This is a genomic window from Nocardia sp. NPDC051756, assembly GCF_040681495.1.
In the GTDB taxonomy this organism is placed as follows: Bacteria; Actinomycetota; Actinomycetes; order Mycobacteriales; family Mycobacteriaceae; genus Nocardia.
The window spans coordinates 36,679-54,504 of the sequence record NZ_JBFAYV010000003.1 but is presented as its reverse complement, the minus strand read 5'-3'; the positions used below and the strand labels follow the sequence as shown (position 1 = coordinate 54,504).

The 17,826-nt window shown below is 66.7% G+C and carries 17 protein-coding genes; 8 read left to right on the top strand and 9 right to left on the bottom strand.

The features are described 5' to 3' along the window. Positions 1-100: 100 nt before the first annotated feature. Positions 101-1,504 (bottom strand): lipase family protein, encoded by a 1,404-nt coding sequence (locus AB0M22_RS11865; protein ID WP_364724282.1) that lies wholly within the window; start codon positions 1,502-1,504, stop codon positions 101-103. 98 nt (positions 1,505-1,602) lie between these two features. Between AB0M22_RS11865 and AB0M22_RS11860 the strand changes: the two genes are divergently transcribed. Then, positions 1,603-2,292, top strand: a complete 690-nt coding sequence (locus AB0M22_RS11860) for a TetR/AcrR family transcriptional regulator (protein WP_364724279.1) — start codon at positions 1,603-1,605, stop codon at positions 2,290-2,292. 66 nt (positions 2,293-2,358) lie between these two features. On the opposite strand, the gene fahA is transcribed toward AB0M22_RS11860, so the two are convergent. The 3 genes from fahA to AB0M22_RS11845 form a co-directional block, all read right to left on the bottom strand. Continuing rightward, a complete protein-coding gene (fahA, locus tag AB0M22_RS11855) occupies positions 2,359-3,540 on the bottom strand; it encodes a fumarylacetoacetase (protein WP_364724276.1) in 1,182 nt (393 codons plus the stop codon). Then, positions 3,537-4,733, bottom strand: a complete 1,197-nt coding sequence (locus tag AB0M22_RS11850; protein ID WP_364724273.1) for a cupin domain-containing protein — start codon at positions 4,731-4,733, stop codon at positions 3,537-3,539. Before AB0M22_RS11850 ends, fahA begins: the two co-directional genes overlap by 4 nt. Positions 4,734-4,912: 179 nt before the next feature. Next, positions 4,913-5,539, bottom strand: a complete 627-nt coding sequence (locus AB0M22_RS11845; protein WP_364724270.1) for a TetR/AcrR family transcriptional regulator — start codon at positions 5,537-5,539, stop codon at positions 4,913-4,915. A gap of 184 nt (positions 5,540-5,723) precedes the next feature. Here AB0M22_RS11845 and AB0M22_RS11840 point away from each other — a divergent pair, with 184 nt between their 5' ends. Together AB0M22_RS11840 and AB0M22_RS11835 are read left to right on the top strand one after the other, a co-directional pair. Further along, positions 5,724-7,646, top strand: coding sequence for an acyl-CoA dehydrogenase family protein (locus tag AB0M22_RS11840; RefSeq protein WP_364724267.1), 1,923 nt, complete (start codon positions 5,724-5,726; stop codon positions 7,644-7,646). A 29-nt stretch (positions 7,647-7,675) separates the two neighbouring features. Further along, entirely contained in the window at positions 7,676-8,638 is a 963-nt protein-coding gene (locus tag AB0M22_RS11835) for an oxygenase MpaB family protein (RefSeq protein ID WP_364724264.1), read from the top strand. A gap of 13 nt (positions 8,639-8,651) precedes the next feature. On the opposite strand, the gene AB0M22_RS11830 is transcribed toward AB0M22_RS11835, so the two are convergent. The 5 genes from AB0M22_RS11830 to AB0M22_RS11810 form a co-directional block, all read right to left on the bottom strand. Continuing rightward, positions 8,652-10,106 carry an Abi family protein gene (locus AB0M22_RS11830; RefSeq protein ID WP_364724261.1) on the bottom strand — a complete coding sequence of 485 codons (1,455 nt, stop codon included), beginning with the start codon at positions 10,104-10,106 and terminating at the stop codon, positions 8,652-8,654. Between the two features lie 158 nt (positions 10,107-10,264). Beyond that, the gene (locus AB0M22_RS11825; RefSeq protein WP_364724260.1) at positions 10,265-10,675 is read right to left on the bottom strand and encodes a hypothetical protein; all 411 of its coding nucleotides are present in this window, start codon (positions 10,673-10,675) and stop codon (positions 10,265-10,267) included. 123 nt (positions 10,676-10,798) lie between these two features. Continuing rightward, positions 10,799-11,614, bottom strand: a complete 816-nt coding sequence (locus AB0M22_RS11820; protein WP_364724257.1) for an exodeoxyribonuclease III — start codon at positions 11,612-11,614, stop codon at positions 10,799-10,801. A 34-nt stretch (positions 11,615-11,648) separates the two neighbouring features. Continuing rightward, positions 11,649-12,659 (bottom strand): GNAT family N-acetyltransferase, encoded by a 1,011-nt coding sequence (locus AB0M22_RS11815; RefSeq protein ID WP_364724255.1) that lies wholly within the window; start codon positions 12,657-12,659, stop codon positions 11,649-11,651. Continuing rightward, the gene (locus AB0M22_RS11810) at positions 12,649-13,239 is read right to left on the bottom strand and encodes a peptide deformylase (RefSeq protein ID WP_364724252.1); all 591 of its coding nucleotides are present in this window, start codon (positions 13,237-13,239) and stop codon (positions 12,649-12,651) included. The genes AB0M22_RS11815 and AB0M22_RS11810 overlap by 11 nt, the downstream gene beginning before the upstream one ends. 188 nt (positions 13,240-13,427) lie before the next feature. Here AB0M22_RS11810 and AB0M22_RS11805 point away from each other — a divergent pair, with 188 nt between their 5' ends. The 5 genes from AB0M22_RS11805 (at position 13,428) to AB0M22_RS11785 (ending at position 17,819) form a co-directional block, all read left to right on the top strand. Continuing rightward, positions 13,428-13,772 (top strand): DUF3263 domain-containing protein, encoded by a 345-nt coding sequence (locus tag AB0M22_RS11805; RefSeq protein WP_364724249.1) that lies wholly within the window; start codon positions 13,428-13,430, stop codon positions 13,770-13,772. Positions 13,773-13,791: 19 nt separating this feature from the next. Beyond that, a complete protein-coding gene (locus AB0M22_RS11800; RefSeq protein ID WP_364724246.1) occupies positions 13,792-14,379 on the top strand; it encodes a LytR C-terminal domain-containing protein in 588 nt (195 codons plus the stop codon). A gap of 160 nt (positions 14,380-14,539) precedes the next feature. Beyond that, positions 14,540-15,226 (top strand): superoxide dismutase family protein, encoded by a 687-nt coding sequence (locus tag AB0M22_RS11795; RefSeq protein WP_364724244.1) that lies wholly within the window; start codon positions 14,540-14,542, stop codon positions 15,224-15,226. A gap of 13 nt (positions 15,227-15,239) precedes the next feature. Next, on the top strand, positions 15,240-16,385 hold the full coding sequence (locus AB0M22_RS11790) for a glutamate--cysteine ligase (protein WP_150399987.1): 1,146 nt from the start codon (positions 15,240-15,242) through the stop codon (positions 16,383-16,385). Positions 16,386-16,514: 129 nt separating this feature from the next. After that, positions 16,515-17,819: a DUF5933 domain-containing protein gene (locus AB0M22_RS11785; protein ID WP_364726845.1), complete on the top strand. Its 1,305-nt coding sequence runs from the start codon at positions 16,515-16,517 to the stop codon at positions 17,817-17,819. The last annotated feature ends 7 nt before the right edge of the window (positions 17,820-17,826 follow it).

Sequence of the window (17,826 nt, the reverse complement as noted above, 5' to 3'; positions counted from 1 at the left end):
ATCGGTATACCTGTGCAGACGGGGCGGGAGGCCGCAATTCATCGCAGCAAAAAGCCTGGCCCCCGACCGGTTGTGGTCGAGGGCCAGGCGGTGCGGCGAACTAGCGCTCGCGTGGGCCGATCGGGAACCCGAGCGCGCCGAAGGTGGCGTTCAGGTTGATCTCGATCTGCGTCAGCAAGGCGTTGAAATCGGCGAGCATGGACACCACATTGTCGGTGCGGCAGCCGACCTGATCGGGTGCGTTCGGCGCCAGCCGGGCTTTCATCCAGTTGAGCGTGCCCGCCATGCCGAGCGACGGCAGACTCAGATGCTCGCTGAGATGATCGCGCGTGTAGACGACGGACGCGCCGCCGGCACACCACTGCTGGTTGAGCCGATCATTGGTCCACACCGGAACCGCCTCGTCGAAGACGCCCTGGTACAGGAAGATCGGTGCGGTGGGGATATTGCGGCCGAGCACCGTCTGCTCGAAGGTCTCCTTGATCTCGGGGACCTGGAGGAAGTCGGGAATCGGGATGGTCAGCAGTCGCCCGTAGTCGACGAACATCTGGGTGAGCGCGTTGCGCGGCAGGCATTGCCGCTCGGTCCGGTCCATCAGCGCCTGGCCCTCGGGCGTCAGATACCGGTCGGCCGCCTCCTTGAACTTCGGATAGGCCTTGCGCAGCGAGGAGATGCCGATGCCGATCAGCGAGGAGAACATCGACCCGTTGACGTGCAGCAGCGACACCACGTCCGAGGTCGGCGAGCCCATGGCGATGCCCTTGACGTTCAGCTCCGGCGCGTAGGTCGGCTGCATTTCCGCCGCCCAGCCCGAACCCATGCCGCCGCCGGAGAAGCCCCACATGGCGACCGGGGTATTCGCCCCGTCCAGGCCGAGCGGCTGGAAACCTTCGGCGGCGCGGATGCCGTCGAGGGTCATGTAGCCGGGCTCCTTCGGCACCGTGAGGTGTCCGTCGAGGCCCTCGTAGTCCGGCACCGAGATCGCCCAGCCCTGGCTGATCAGTGCGGCGATCGCGATCAGTTCGCTCTGCGAATGGATGCCCTCGAGTCCGGCCAGGCCCGAACCCTGTTGCAGCACATACGACGGCGAGCAGTCGTTGCTGGCGCTGTCGTAATAGAACTGCAGCGAAACCAGCGGACGGGAACGGTTCGGGTCGGCGCCCGCGGGCAGGATGACCGTGGTGACGGCGACGGTGGGCTGGTCGTTGAGATCGGTGGTGCGGTAGAGCAACTGCCAGGAACGCACATTCAGCGGCAGCACGGTCAGGACCGCCAGGTGCACCTCCCGCGATCGGAGAATCGCGCCGGGCGCCTGGTCGGCGAACCCTGCGGGAGGTTGGTAGAACGAGTCGTCTTGCGGGAGTGGCACTGCCGCGGCGGGCGCGGAATTGACCGCGCCGGTCAGCAGCACGGTGGCCATGGCGAACGCCATGGTCACCAACACGGCCACCGAACGTATGCCGGTCCGCGGGCGGCCGGCCGGATCACCATTGATCACTGACACGTATGCGTCCTTCCTCATCAAGGTGACAGCGATTACAACACGGGAACGTGTTACTAACAAGATCTCTTTCTAAACGTCATCGAGCTATGGTCGAGGGTATGACCCGCAGCAAATCCGCCGCGCGGCCTGCCGAGGGGCCGGCTCGCCGCCGGATCCGTGGACTCGACGCCGAACAGCGCAGCGCACAGCGGCGCAATCAACTGCTCGACGCGGCCACCGAACTGTTTGCCGAGCACAGCTATTCGGGAACATCGATCGAGCAGATCTGCCAGCGCGCCTATGTCGGAACCAAGGGGTTCTACGACCATTTCGACAGCAAGGAAGCGTGCTACATCGCGCTGCTCCAACAGCTCACCGCGCAGATCCAGCAACGGGTGATCGCCGGCGCCGGCGCGGCCGCCGAACTGGCCTGGCCGGAGCGGGCCGAGCCGGTGCTCGCGGCGTTCGTGCACGCCATCGCCGACGACCCGCGCCTGGCGAAGGTGACTTTCGGTGAGGCGGGCGGTATTTCGCCGACGGTCGAGCGGATCCGGCGCAGCAACCGGCGCTGGTCGGCGGCGTTCCTGGACCGGGAGTGGTCCGGTGAGCCGGCGAGTGATCCCCGGGTGCAGCGGGCCCGGCTGGCCTTGGCGCTGGCCACCATCGGCGGCATGTTCGAGTTGGTCGCGGACTGGCTGCACCATCACGACGACGGCGGCACGCCGGACGGCGTGGACACGCTCATCGAGGACCTGACCGGCTTCATCGCGGTGGTGTACGCCGGCCGCGGAGCCGTTGCGGGACAATAGATTCGACGCGAACGACGCGAGCCGGGCCGATCGATTCGGCCCGGCTCGCGTCGTAGTGTGGTCCGGTTATCCGCGCGGACGCGCGGGGAGGATCCGGCCGCGGACCTCGCCGAGACCGATGCGCCGCGCGTCCGGGCCGGGCGCGGACGCGGTGATGACCACCTCGTCGCCGTCCTCCAGGAAGGTGCGCTTCTGACCGTTCACCAGAACGGGTTCGCTTCCGCCCCAGGACAGTTCGATGAACGAGCCGCGCTGATCGGGATCCGGTCCGGAGATGGTGCCGGACGCGTACAGGTCGCCGGTGCGGGTGATGGCGCCGTTCGCGGTGAGGTGGGCCAGCATCTGCGCCGGTGACCAGTACATCCGGGAGAACGGCGGGTGCGAGACCGCCTCGCCGTTCCAGGCCACCGTCAGGTCGATGTCGAGCCCCCACGGCTCCTTTTCTTGCAGGTAGGGCAGGGGTTCGGGGTTCTGCTCGGGGGTGGGTATCCGCGCGGATTCCAGTGCGGCCAGCGGCGTGACCCAGGGCGAGAGGGACGTCGCGAAGGACTTGCCGAGGAACGGGCCGAGCGGCTGGTACTCCCAGGCCTGGATGTCGCGGGCGGACCAGTCGTTGACCAGCGCGACGCCGAATACCCGCTCGGCGAACTCGCCGGTCTCCACCGGATCGCCGAGTTCGGAGCCGACGCCGACCAGGAAGCCGAGCTCGGCCTCGATGTCGAGTCGCCGCGAGGGTCCGAAATCCGGTGTGCCCGAATCGGTTCGGCGCTGGCCGTGGGGGCGGATCACCTCGGTGCCGGACACCACCACGGTGCCCGCCCGGCCGTGGTAGCCGACCGGCAGGTGCCGCCAGTTGGGCAGCAGCGGTTCGCTGTCCGGACGGAACAGGCGGCCGAGGTTCGTCGCGTGGTCGAGGCTGGCGTAGAAGTCGACGTAGTCGCCGATCGGCACCGGCAGGCCGAGCCGCACCTCGGCGAGTGGATGTATTGCGGCACTGTCGATTTCGTTGTCGACCAGTTCACGGACGCGTTCGCGCACCTCGCGCCAGCGGCGCGGGCCCTGCGCCATGAGCGCGGCCAGGCTCGATTCACCGAACTCCGGATCGCCCAGGGCGGTCGCGAGATCGATGACTGAATCGCCCAATCGGGTTCCGACCCGGTAGTTCTGGCCTTCGGGAGCAAATACGCCGTAGGGCAGGTTGTCCGTACCGAACAGCGAATCGGTGGGTACTTCGACGCGAGTCTTCACGCGGGCCCCCGGCCGGACCAGGTCCACGCGTAGGCCGGATCCTCGCAGGCGAGGGCGCCTTCGCCGAGTTCCAGCGGACGGAAGGTGTCGACCATGACGGCCAGTTCGTCGAAGTAGTCGAGCCCGATGCTGCGCTCGTACGCGCCGGGTTGCGGGCCGTGCGCGTAGCCGCCCGGGTGCACCGACACCGAGCCCTGCGCGATGCCGGAACCCTTGCGCGCCTCGTAGTTTCCGCCGCAGTAGAACATGATCTCGTCGGAGTCGACGTTGGAGTGGTAGTACGGCACCGGGATCGACAGCGGGTGATAGTCGACCTTGCGCGGCACGAAATTACAGACCACGAAGTTGGTCCCCTCGAAGGCTTGATGGGCCGGCGGCGGCTGATGGATGCGGCCGGTGATCGGTTCGAAGTCGCTGATGTTGAAGGTGATCGGGTACAGGCAGCCGTCCCAGCCGACCACGTCGAACGGGTGCGTGGCGTACAGCAGCCGGGTGCCGACGACCTTGCCGCCGGGCCGGTGCTTGACCAGCACCTCCACGTCGGTGCCGGTCGCGGTCAGCGTTTCGGCCGGGCCGTGCAGGTCGCGTTCGCAGTACGGCGCGTGTTCGAGCAGCTGGCCGAACTTCGACAGGTACCGCTTCGGTGGGGTGATGTGACTGGACGCCTCGATCACATACGCGCGCAACGGTTCCTGGCCGGTGGGCAGCCAGCGGTGGGTGGTCGCGCGCGGGATCAGCACCTGGTCGCCCTGGCGCGCGGGCACCGGGCCGAAGACCGTTTCGAGCACGGCCGCACCGGATTCCACGTAGACCAGCTCGTCGCCGATCGCGTTGCGGTACAGCGGGGACGCGCCCTTGGCCACGACGTAGGAGATGCGCACATCGGCGTTGCCCAGGATGAGGCGTCGTCCGGTCACCGCGTCGGTACGGGCCGGGGTGTCGTCCGGGAACAGCTCGGGCAACCGCAGATGCCGGTGCCGCAGTGGATGATTCGGGGTGGTGGTCTGATCGGGCAGCTCCCACACCGTCGAGTCGACGATCGCGGGCGGCAGCCCGCGGTGGTAGAGCAGCGAGGAGTCGCCGGAAAAACCCTCCTCGCCCATCAGCTCCTCGTAGTAGAGCTGTCCCTGCTCGTCCCGATGTTGCGTATGCCGTTTCGGCGGCACCGCTCCTACTTGTCGATAGAACGCCATGACCGCACCTCCTGCCTGGCTTGTGGCCTGGTTCAACTGGTCACCATCGTAGTGATGGCCGGTCGGGCGCAGTGGCGGAATCCGCCCCCGACGGGGCGAATTCTGCCGGAACATCGCGGCATCGGGGAGGCATTTCGACTAGCTGTTCGGCAAGTAGCCGACTATTTGTCAGGACAGCATCAGGCGTGCCGCAGCGCGCGGTACACCGCCGCGCCGACGAAGGCGCCGAGATCCGCCGCCGTCCAGTCGCCGTCGTCGGCGAGCAGCGTGCGCACCGCGCCCTCACCTGCGGAGACCCACAGCTCGACCAGTACGGGCAGCTTGCGTTCGGCGTCCTCGGTGCCCCAGGCGCGCAGGGTCGGTCGCAGCAGCGTGCTGCACCGTTCGATGGCCAGGGCGCGGCCGCGGCCGAACGAATCCGCCACGGCTGGATCGGGATTGCCGTAGAGCAGGCGCCACGCGTCGGGGCGGGCCGTCGCCTTTTCCAGCAACGCGCGGAAGCCCTCGATGAACACGGTCTCACCCGCGTCGACGTCGCGGCGGCGCATCACCCCGAGCAGGTCGTCGACCAGATAGCTCTCCTCGCGCTGGATGAGCGCCTCGATCAGCTCGACCCGATCGGCGAAGCAGGCATAGACGACCGGCCTGGTCACGTTCATCCGCTCGGCGACGGCGGCCATGGTGATCGCCGCGATGCCGTCTTCGACCGCGATGGCCAGCGCGGTGTCCAGGACCTGTGGGCGGCGGCGCTCCGGGCCGAGGTGTGGCGCCCGTTGTCGCGGTCGCACGGCCGAATCGCTACCCATGGGCACCAACATAGCAGCGCGAGTTGCCAGGTTCTCGCTGGTCCGACGCCTGTAGATCAACTTCCTACGTAAATGAAGGTTAATGCTACAGTCGTGCATGAAGTCGGCCGGAGACGGCCGGCTGCCCTTGTTCGAGCGACCTGTCCGCAGGCGCGAGCGCGATCTCACGGCCGAGGAGTCAGCGATGACCGAAACCCTGTTCAACCCGAAGACCTGCGAGTTTGCCGAGTTCGACACCGAGACCCGGCGGCTGCTGCGCGCGACCGTCGACTGGTTCGAGGCCCGCGGCAAGGCGGTGCTGAAGCAGGAGGATCGGGATCGGGTCTGGTACACCGAGTTCCTCGATTTCGTGAAGCGCGAGGGCCTCTTCGCGACCTTCCTCACTCCCGCCGCCGAGGCCAACGGTGATCCGAACAAGCGCTGGGACACCGGGCGGATCGCGATGCTGAGCAAGATCCTCGGCTTCTACTCCATGCAGTACTGGTACGTCTGGCAGGTCAGCATCCTCGGCCTCGGGCCGATCTGGCAGAGCGACAACGCGGCGGCCAAGCAGCGGGCGGCCGCGCTGCTGGATTCCGGTGAGATCTTCGCCTTCGGCTTGTCCGAGAAGGATCACGGCGCCGATGTCTACTCGACCGACATGATGGTCGAGCCACAGCCGGGCGGCGGATATCGGGCCACCGGCGGCAAGCACTACATCGGCAACGGCAATCAGGCCGCGCTGGTCTCGGTGTTCGGCCGGCGCTCGGACAAGCCGATCATCGACAGTTCCAAGGCGCTGGACAGCAAACCGACGCAACAGGATTACGAGGGTTACCTGTTCTTCCTCGCGGACAGCAAGCACGAGAACTACCACCTGCGCGGCAATGTCGTCGACGGCCAGATGTACGTGGCCGCTTTCGATCTCGACGGATATCCGGTGGCCGAGCAGGACATCCTGCATCGCGGCGAGGCGGCGTTCCACGCGGCGATGAACACCGTCAATGTGGGCAAGTTCAACCTCGGGTTCGGCGCCGTCGGCGCTTGTGAGCACGCCTACTACGAGGCCATCACGCACGCGGAGAACCGAATCCTGTTCGGGCACAGGGTGACCGAGTTCCCGCAGGTGCAGGCGCTGATGACCGACTCGTACGCGCGGTTGATGGCGATGAAGCTCTACAGCGAGCGGGCCATCGACTACATGCGGTCGGCCTCCCCGGAAGACCGGCGCTACCTGCTGTTCAACGCGATCGAGAAGATGACCGTCACCCGGCAGGGGCAGCGGATCATCGAGGATCTCGCGGATGTGATCGCGGCCCGTGGTTTCGAGAAGGACATGTACTTCCCGATGGCGATGCTCGGGTTGTTCGGGCTGCCCCGGCTCGAGGGCACGGTGCACGTGAACATGGCGCTGTCGCTGAAGTTCATGGCCAACTTCATGTTCCATCCCGCCGACGCCGGGCTCGCCGCGCTGCAATTCCTGCCCGGCGCGGGTTCCGCGCCGAAGGGCACGGTGCGCGCGGTCTCCGGCGCGCTGAGCTGGTCGAGTCGCCGGCTCGCGCCGAGGGCCGGCGCCGCGGTGCCGAAGCTGCGCGCCGAATTCGCCGGTGCCGCATACGCTCCGGTGCCCACCCGGCGCGACGCCGCCGACGACGAGTTCCTGTTCCGGCAGGGCCCGAGCAGCGGCCTGGGCCGCATCCGCTTCACCGACTGGCGCTCGGTCTTCGAAAAGTTCACCCACGTACCGAATGTCGCGGTGTTCCTGGAGCAGGCCCTCGCCTTCCAAACCCTGCTCGCTGCAGCGGCTCCCACCGCCGCGCAGCAGCGCGACGTCGACTTCCTCTTCGCCCTCGGCGAGCTGTTCACCGCCCTGCCCTACGCGCAACTCATCCTCGAACAGGCCGAGATCGAAGGCACCAGCCCCGCCCTGCTCGACCAGATCTTCGACAACTTCGTCCGCGAGTTCGCCAAGAACGCCCTCACCCTGCACACCAAGCCCGCCGCGACGAAGGCCCAGCAAACCCGCGCCCTCGACCTGATCCGCCGCCCGGTAGCCGACCGAGCCCGCTTCGAAAAGGTCTTCGCCCAGGCCCGTTCCCTCGCCGGGACCTACGAAATGAACCCGTAGCGGAATTCGTCAGGCAAAGGAGCAAGACGATGACAGCACAGCCCGAGCGACCGCAATTCGACGCACCGGCGCGGACCATCCGCGCGGTCGACTACGGCTTCTTCGGCCCCGACTCGCCCACCTGGAAGGTGTGGACCCACGCCACCGCCGTGATCGGCTTCCAGCGCTCGGTCGTGCTCGAGCACTTCGATCCCGCGCTCACCGCCGCGGTCGCCGACGTGCAAGGCATCTACACCGACCCGCGTGGCCGGCTCGACCACACCTTCGCCTACTTCCTCATCGCGGCCGTCGCCGACAGCCGCATGGCGATCGAGGCGTCCGAGCACCTGATGAAGGTGCACGCGCAGGCCACCGGCATCGAGCCGATCAGCGGAAAGCGGTACAGCGCAAACAATCCCGACTCACAACTGTGGATCCACGTCACCGGCTGGCACTCGGTGCTCAAGTGCTACGAGGTCTACGGCCCCGGCCCGCTCACTCCCGCCGAGGAACAGCGCTACTGGGCCGAATGCGTGATCGCCGCCGAGCTGCAGACCTGCAAGCCCGCCGACGTCCCGAGGTCGCGCGCCGAGGTCCGCGACTACTTCGCCGCCATGCGCCCCAAACTCTGCACCTCCGAACGGGCCCACCAGGGCATGCACTACCTCCTGCACACCCCGCGCGACCGCGGCGTCAAACTCTGGTCCGGCAGCCGCCTGGTAGCCCCCGCCACCATCGCCACCCTCCCCAAATGGATGCGCACCACCGGCGGCTTCGACCACCCGGCCTTCATCGACCGCGGCTACCGCATCCCGATGCGAATGGCAATCAAGGCCCTGGGCAACGAGCAGGCCAAACAAGCCGTACTCGGAAACTTCCTGGGCCCCATGACCGCCCGCCTCTACCGCGAGCACTTGGAAGCAGGCATCCCACAGAACCCAGTAACCGTCACGCCGCAGGAAGCGCGCGAACGCTACGGCCGCACCAACCGCTCGAGCGCCTCGGCCAGTTGAGCGGCGACCGGCGTCAGTCCGTGAATTGGGTACCGACTGACGCCGGACTACTGCTTGGAGTCCTGGCGGTAAGCGCGGTGTCGATCATCAACTGCGTGAGGGTCCCTGCCAGCAGCGAATCTATCGGCGTGGCGTTGTTCACATTGATGTTCGGTGCACCCCACCATGTTGCTGCACCCCACGGGTCGTCTCTGGCTCCGAGTGCGACGTTGGTGTACGCCACGAGCGGGTTTATACGTGCACTGGCGGTATCGAATTGAAATACTGGAAACCGGTACGTGTTTGCGACCGGTAAGCCGATTAATTCATTGCGGGCACGGTGATACCGCACTGCGCTGGCGCGGCGCTTGGAGTTCGGACTCGCATCGATAATCAAGCCGACGTCCGCCGTACCGATGCACTCGAACTGCCGCAGTATTTCGCGGTGCTCGACCGGAATCGGATCCGCTGGCGGCTTGTAGTCCACGGACCATATGGGTTCTGTGTGCCACAGTGGCGGGCAGCCGATCCGATCGGGTGACTCACCGATAGCGGCGAGGCCGGACTCGATCATGGCGGCGGTGTCGGTGCGCCACGTCGACTCGGGATCGAGTTGGCTCGTGAGATAGGCGAGGACAGCGAGTGACGCATAGATCCGCGAGCGTTGATGCACTCCACTCGCGTGGGCGAGATCCGGGGTTCCCTCGAGTCTGCCGAGCTGGTCGACGAGGTTGTGATTCCACAGGCGGCCATGGTGGGCGCAGGTATTGCGCAGGTAGACGAGATTGGCAACCCACTTGGTCAGTGCTGCGCCGTCACCGTCGCAATGCTCGTCGAAGATCCCGAACTCGGCCGCGATCATGTTCTTCTGTCGTTGTTTCAAGCCGGCCAGTAATGTTGCTGCGCTGCCGAAGGTCAGAAGTTCCGTGACAACCCAGACAGGCAGCGGCATACCGTATTTGGATTTGAAGTGCTTGACGAAGTCGTGTTTCGATCTTTTCTCGTCCCGGCGGACATTCGTCAACCATTTGGCGTGCTCACTGGACAGCCAAAGCGACTGGCTCGCAATGGGATTCCGGCCGTCATACTGGGTGAACGTCTCATCCAGTGCCGTACGGTCGAGATGCGCGAATGCGTGGCCTGCACCGAGTGTGTAGCCGAGTCGCACGCGCAGGGCTACCTCGACGCGGTCGATCGCATCCAGCACATGCAATCGAAGACGTCGGTCGAATTCATAGAGATCCAGGACCCGATCGAAGGTGGTTCCCGGTTTGAACTGGTCGCCTACCTCGATATGCGGTGCGGCACCAGTTCCACATACAAATTTCGTCCAGACGCGGTAGATGTACCAGTAGCCGCTCAACCGGTAGTAGCCGATATTTCGCAGCGCCCGCAGGGCGACTGCGTCATCGGCGATGTGCATGCCGCGCCCACGCAGCAGTTCCAACTGCTGTGCGTGCGTCTTGAACGGCTTGTCGTAGGAGGTCATCGGTGTCCCCGGTGAGATCGAGGACACGCGCGTTGCGGGTTACTCATCGAAGCACCTTTGATAAGATAGATGGACATGGCCGATCGTCCGCTCCCGCACCAGGGAGGGGCGGTCGGTTCTCTTTATCTCTAGCTATCTTTTCGGCAAAGTCTACAAGATTAGAGGGAGTCCCGTAGCTGGCTCAGCGTCTTATCGGACCGGGTATGGATCCAGTTCTGCCAACCGTTGATATCCGATCCGACCAGGGCTTTGAGCGCTGGGGACGGCGCGCTGTAAATGCCCTTGTCTGTCCGGAGCAGCCCGTCGTCGAGGACTTCGGCCACAAAGACTTGGCCGCTGCGGACACGTTCATGGCGAAGTTCGTCACCACTTTCGATCAAGCCTCGTTCCAGTAGCGCCGCCAGTTGTCCGGCGCGCTGCTGCCCCGAGTTCGTCATATTCTTAGTGGTACCTGTGCTGCGGCTGCCAAGAAGCAAGCGGCGGAGCACGTCGTTGGCGCTTTCGAAGCCGCGCCTTGCTGCTACGAGGGCCTCGAATACTTCGTTGTCGACAACAAGCTCATGCTCCACGGCCGCCCTCCTGGCTTCACTTTACGCTTTGAGAAAGGTCAACGCCTCAGCACAGTATCAAAGTGCTAAAGATAAAGTCAATGAAAATAGTCTCCTGATCCGGCCTGGGGGCGGATGGCGCGGTCAGACGGTGAATTCGGCGATTACCGGGGCGTGGTCGCTGGCGCCCTTGCCTTTTCGTTCTTCGCGGTCGACTACGGCGTCGGTGGCGGTGGTGGCCAGGGTGGGGGAGGCGAGGATGAAGTCGATGCGCATGCCCTCTTTGCGGGGGAAGCGGAGTTGGGTGTAGTCCCAGTAGGTGTAGATGCCGGGGCCAGGGGCGAAGGGGCGCATGACGTCGGCGAAGCCGGTGTCGAGGAAGGACTGGAAGGCGTCGCGCTCGGGTTGCGAAGTGTGGGTTTTGTTTTCGAAGAAGTCGACGGACCAGACGTCGTCGTCGGTGGGGGCGATATTCCAGTCACCGACCAGGGCGATCTTCGCCTCGGGGTCCTCGGCGAGCCAGCACGCGCCGTTCTCGCGCAGGGCGGCAAGCCATTCCAGCTTGTAGGTGTAGTGCGGATCGTCCAGCGCACGGCCGTTGGGCACGTACAGGCTCCAGACCCGGACGCCGCCGCAGGTGGCGCCGAGCGCGCGGGACTCGACGACCGGCGCGCTGATCAGCGACTCACCGGCCTCCTTGTCGAAGCCGGGCTGATTCGGGAAGGCGAACTCCACATCCTTCAGGCCGACCCGGGACGCGATGGCCACCCCGTTCCACTGGTTGATGCCGAGATGGGCTACCTCGTAACCGAGTTCGTCGAATCGCTCGAACGGGAACTGGTCGTCGCGGCACTTCGTCTCCTGGATCGCCAGCACGTCGATATCCTGGCGATCCAGAAATTCCGCGACCCGGTCGAGCCGGGAGCGGATCGAATTGACGTTCCAGGTGGCGAGGCGCACAGGTGCCTTCCTTCGTTGGGGCTATGACTCCGTTTTACCGGAGGTCGGCGGACCCGTGTGGGTGGTTGGTCGGAGACGCGTACCGATACATGTGGTGCTCGACGAAACCCAGCTCGCGATACAGCGCCAGCGCGCCACTGTTGCCGGCCTCGACCTGAAGGTACGCGTGCGTCGCGCCCCGCCCGTGCCCCCACCGGATCAACTCCGCGCACACCAGCGAACCGAGCCCCTTGCGGCGATGTTCCGCGCCGACCGCCACGCAGGTGAGGCCGACCCAGCGCCGCCCGTCCGGCGCCGTGGTGACCGCGCCGCGCCCGATCGCGATCGGCGTCGGCACGCCGAGCGAGGCGAACCCCAGCTCGCCGTCGCGCACCGCGGTCAGCACCTCGACGTCCGGTTCCCGCGACGAAGGTCGTTGCGGCGTAGGCGGTTCCCCCTCGTAGCGATTCAACTCCAGCCAGGCCCGGTCCGGCGCGGTGGCGACGCGCACCATCGAAGGCCCTTGCGGGAGCACGAAATTCTCGATGTCGATGGCCAGCATCACGGTCTCCCGCCAGCTGTCCCAGCCCGGCGGAATGGGCGCGAGCCGATCAGGCAGCGCGAGCAGCAGCGGCAACCCGTGCGCGGTGTACCACTCGCCGATGCGCTGGATCGCGTCCGGCGTCACCACCGCGGGCCCGTCGGAACCACCCAGCGGCACAGCGGAATTGGCGCGCCCGGTGTACCCGTGCCCGGCCCGCACCAGCCACCCGTCGATCCAGGTGTGCTCGATACCCGGCCAGGCGTCCGCCGCGGCCGCTTCCAGCGACCGGATTTCCTTGGTCCGAATCGGCCTCGGCCCCAACGCTTTCAGCGCGACCACCCGATCCGGTGTTACCGAGACGACCTGTCCGTCGGCTCCGCGCACGGTCGGCGGATCCAGCGACAGCAATTCGCCGATCACATCGGTGAGCGGTTGTGGATAACCCGCGGGCAGTCGATAACGCAGGACCACCCGGCGGCCGAGCGGAATGGACGCGCCGGTGTCGGCTCCGTCAGTCGTCATGGCCGAACGGATCCGCGACCGTACCGGGAATCCAGCTGAGACCCGGTGTGCCCCAGCCGTTGCGCTTGATCGCCTTCTTCGCCGCACGGGCGTTGCGCCCGATCAACACGTCGACATAGAGGAACCCGTCGAGGTGCCCGACCTCGTGCTGCAACATCCGGGCGAAGAAATCCTTGCCCTCGATCTCCACCGGCTTACCGTGCTCGTCGGTGCCGGTGACCTTGGCCCATTCGGCCCGGCCGGTCGGATACTGCTCGCCGGGCACCGACAGGCACCCCTCTTCGTCCTCGTCCGGGTCCGGCATGGTCTCCGGTATGGCCGAGGTCTCCAGCACGGGGTTGATCACCGCGCCGCGGCGTCGGGTCGCGGTGCCGTCGGGCGCGACATCCGGGCAGTCGTAGACGAACAGGCGTAGCGGCACGCCCACCTGGTTGGCGGCGAGGCCGACACCGTGGGCGGCGTCGAGCGTGTCGTACATATCCGCGATGAGCTCGGCCAATTCCTCCGGTGAATGGGTGACCCGTTCGGTCGGGTTGTGCAGAACCGGGTCGCCGACGATCACGATCGGGAGGATAGCCATGGGACCAATTATTGCCGCGCCGCCCGGCCGCCGACCGTGCGGGGGCGGCAACCTTCCCGCGACACGCCTACCGGCAGGTAGGGAACACGCCGCGCCGTAGACCCGGCGATCCCACGCTCTCGTGGTTGAATGATCCGCGACGTACAAGCACCATTTTTCGTCTGGTGGTAACTCGGCGAGGGAGCAAGATGGACGGCGCAGCGGCACGGAATCTTTCCGCGATCCAGGGCGACCCTTCCGCGAGCGACGATGTCACGGCAGCGGAAACGACCGGCGACGGCGACGGGCTGAGCCGTCGCGAACACGACATCCTGGCCTTCGAGCGCCAGTGGTGGAAGTACGCGGGGGCCAAGGAAGAAGCCATCCGGGAGCTGTTCGGCATGTCGCCCACCCGGTACTACCAGGTGCTCAATGCGGTGGTGGACCGGCAGGAGGCGCTCGCCGCCGACCCCATGCTGGTCAAGCGGTTGCGCAGGCTGCGGGCGAGCAGGCAAAAAGCCAGGGCCGCGCGACGGCTCGGTTTCCAGGTATGACCGGGCTAGGCTCGACTAGGTGAGCTACCCGAATCCCACCTCCGGTGGGCCGCCATTGCGAGCGTTGGCGATGGTGTTGATCGCACTGGCCATCGTATTCGGTGGCCTGGGAGCGATGTCGCTGTCGAAGTCCGATGCCGATCCGTCGAGTTCCGGTCCGTCGGAATCGGCCACCTCGACCACCGCCACCCCCGCGCCGCAGGTACCCGCGAGCACCACCGTCGCGAAGACGTCGGACGCCGCGCCGTCCAGCTCCGCCGCGCCGTCCTCGACGACCACCACCCCGACCACCACGACGCCGGCCACCACCACCGGTTCGGCGGCCGCCGCGAAGGCGGTTCCGGTGCGCGTGCTGAACAACAGCATGATCGCCGGGCTGGCCGGCAAGACCGCGAATCAGCTCACCGCCGACGGCTGGAATGTCGTCGAGACGGGCAACTACCCCGGCGTCAATATCCCGAAAACGACGGTGTACTACGGCAATTCGCCGGGCGACAAAGAGGCCGGGCAGGCCATCGCGCAGGAGCTCGGCATCACCGCGGAATCGAAGTCGAGTGGATTGGGCGAGTCCTCGCCCGGTGTAACCGTCATCGTGACGGGTAACTGACAACTGGCGACCTCGGTCGCGCCAACTGGCGACCTGCCGCTGAACGGGCCTGTCACGGCGCGACACGGCGGACGTGGCATCATCTTGTCCGGTAACGAACGTGTCCACCCAGCTTTACTCGTAAACTTCGTAAACTCGGTACTCATAAAGGAGTTCCCCGATGGCCCCGTCCACAACTCGTCGCCCGTCCTGGCGGACTGTGACCCCGGTGCTCGCGGTCGCGGTCCTCGGCCTCGCAGGCTGCACCAACAGCCAGGAGTCGAGTGACGTCAAGGGAACGACCCCGCCCGTGTGGAGTGGCGCGGCCGCCCCGCCGGCCGGCGAATCCGGCAAGGAAACCGGCAACGCGGAGTCGAACAAGGGTGTGAAGGTCGATCTGAAGGACGCCGCGGGCGCCTCGGTCGCCACCGCCAACATCGTCAAGGACGGCAACCACCTGCAGTTCACCGTCGAGGCGCACGGCCTGCGGCCCGGCTTCCACGGCCTGCACGTGCACTCGATCGGCAAGTGCGAGGCCAACTCGGTCGCGCCGACCGGCGGCCCGTCCGGCGACTTCCTTTCCGCCGGTGGCCATCTGCAGGTCGGCAGCGCCAACACGCACCCGGCCAGCGGCGACCTCACCTCGCTCGAGGTCCGCTCGGACGGCACCGCGAAGCTGGTCACCACCACCGACGCGCTGACCCTCGACGATCTGAAGAACAAGGCGTTGATGATCCACGCCGATGCCGACAACTTCGGCAACATCCCGAACCGGTACCTCCGAGCCGACGGCGTTGCCGGCCCGGACGATACAACGCTAGCGACAGGCGACGCGGGCGGCCGCGTTGCCTGCGGTGTGATCCAGTAGCGCAGGAGCCGATATGGCCGGGGCAGGCAGAGAACACGTTCCCTTCCATGGATCGCCCCGGCCCACCATAGGTATCGAGTGGGAGATCGCACTCGTCGACAAGGTGAGCCGCGATCTATCGAATACCGCTGCGGCGGTGTTCGATTCACTGGGCGATCTACACGCGCACGACGGCACCCCACAGGTGACCAAGGAGTTGTTGCGCAATACCGTCGAGCTGGTCACGGGGGTGCACGAGACCGTCGGCGACGCGGTCGAGGACCTGCACGGCACCATGACCGCGGTCCGGCGCGCCGCCGACCCGCTCGGCGTCGACCTGTTCTGCGCGGGCACCCATCCGTTCGCGCAGTGGTCGGCGCAGCAGCTGACCCGCTCGGAGCACTACGACGAGCTGATCGAGCGCACCCAGTGGTGGGGCCGCCAGATGATGATCTGGGGCGTGCACGTGCACGTCGGAGTTTCGCACCGGGACAAGGTCTTTCCGATCCTGAACGCGCTGCTGATCCACTATCCGCACCTGCTGTCGCTGTCCGCGTCCTCGCCGATGTGGGCGGGCTCGGACACCGGCTACGCCAGCAACCGGACGCTGATGTTCCAGCAGCTACCCACGGCCGGTCTGCCGTTCCAGTTCGAAAACTGGCGTGGCTTCGAGCATTTCGTGCACGACCAGTTCAAGACGGGGGTGTTCGAGCAGCTCGGCGGGATGCACTGGGACATCCGCCCGGCGCCGAAGTGGGGGACGATCGAGGTCCGGGTGTGTGACGGGGTGTCCACCCGCGCCGAGCTGGCCGCGATGGCCGCGCTGATCCACTGCCTGATCGTCGACCTGGACCGCAGGCTCGAGGAGGGCGAGACGCTGCCCTCGCTGCCGCCGTGGCACGTGCAGGAGAACAAGTGGCGGGCCGCCCGCTACGGCCTGGACGCGATCGTCATCGTGGACGACAAGAGCAACGAGCGGTTGGTCACCGACGACGTGACCGACCTGCTGAACCGGCTGGAGCCGACCGCGAAACGGCTCGGCTGCGCGGACGAATTGGCCTTCGTCGCGGAGATCCCGGAGCGAGGTGCGTCATACCAGCGGCAGCGCAAAGTCGCCGCCGCGGCCCAGGGCGACCTGGTTGCGGTGGTAGACGCGCTGGTCAAGGAGCTCGAGCAGTAAAGCCGCGGTGGGTACGGTTGCCCACTGTTCAGTCGGCCGGTGGGATGGCGTTCACCCCCCGTTTACTATGGTCGAGTGCTTGTCGAAGACCCGGGACCCAGAGTAGGAAGTGCCGCTCCTCGGTTGCGCGTGCCGCCGGCCCGGGTCTGGGTCGCGGCGGGCGTCGCCGCGGTGCCGGTACTGCTGATCGCGCTGCAAATCGTGGCGATGCGCGAAGGGTTCCAGGGACCGCTGGGCAGCCTGTGGCAGGACTACGTCGGCACCCCCAAGTCTATGTCGGTGCCGTGGGCGGGTCTGGTCCTTGCGCTGGTTGGCATTTCGACCCGGCGGCGGATCATCGCGCTGAGTGCGGCCGTGGGCATCGACGTGGTGTGGGCGGGTATTCGGCTGCTGGCCGGTGAGTCGTTCGCGATCGGCAACGGTCCGGTGATCGTGCTCACCGGGCTCGCGGTGTACGCATGGTTCCGCTGGGACGGGACCGAACGGCGCAACGCGCTGCATGCCGCGGCGTTGGGCGCGCTCCTTGTTCTCGCCACCAAGGTCGGTGATGTGTGGCTGCACGTCACCATCATGAGCAGGCCGACGGTGCTCGATGAATACGTGCTGCTCGCCGATCACGCGCTGGGCGATCCGTCCTGGGTGATGGGCCGGGTGCTCGACGTGCTCGGGCCGGTCGTCTACGGGGTGCTGCACTGGGTCTACATCGAGTTGCCGGTCGCGGCGATCGTGGTGGCGGTGTGGCAGCTGCGCCGGGTGGTGTCCAGTGGCCGCTGGCCGACGCACTATCTGGTGCGCACGTTTCTGGTGCTCGGGCTGGTCGGCCCGATCGTCTATGTGATCTTCCCGGTGGTCGGGCCGATGTTCGCGTTCGGCGCGGACGGGCACGGGCTGCAACTGGGCAACTACTGGCCGAGCGTGGTGCCGCCGCTGGACCGCAACCCGATGCCGATGCCGTTCGACTCGGCGACGCCGCGCAACTGCATGCCGTCCATGCACACCGCCTGGGCGTTGTCGGTGTTCCTGCACACCCGCCGCGACACCGACGGCGGTCCCGCGCCGAGCGTGGTGCGCTGGGGCGGCGCGTTCTGGCTGCTCGCCACGGTGACCGCGACCCTCGGCTTCGGCTACCACTACGGCGTGGACCTCGTCGCGGGCGCGGTGCTGTGCCTGACCGTCGAGTCGGCGCTGCGCGATCCGGAACGCGGCTGGGGCTGGTTCCGCATCCGGCTGGTCGCGGGCGGCGCGCTGGTGCTCGCCGTGCTGCTGCTCTCCTACCGCTACCTGCCGGTGCAGATGGCCGAATACCCGGTCCTGGCCGGCACGGTCGTGCTGGCGCTGCTCGCCGGGTTGGCCGCGGGCTTCCACGCCACCTGGTTCGCCGGACAGCGGCAGACCGCGGCATCGCAACGCGAGGTCGAAACCGCTTCGCGCTGAGTCAGCC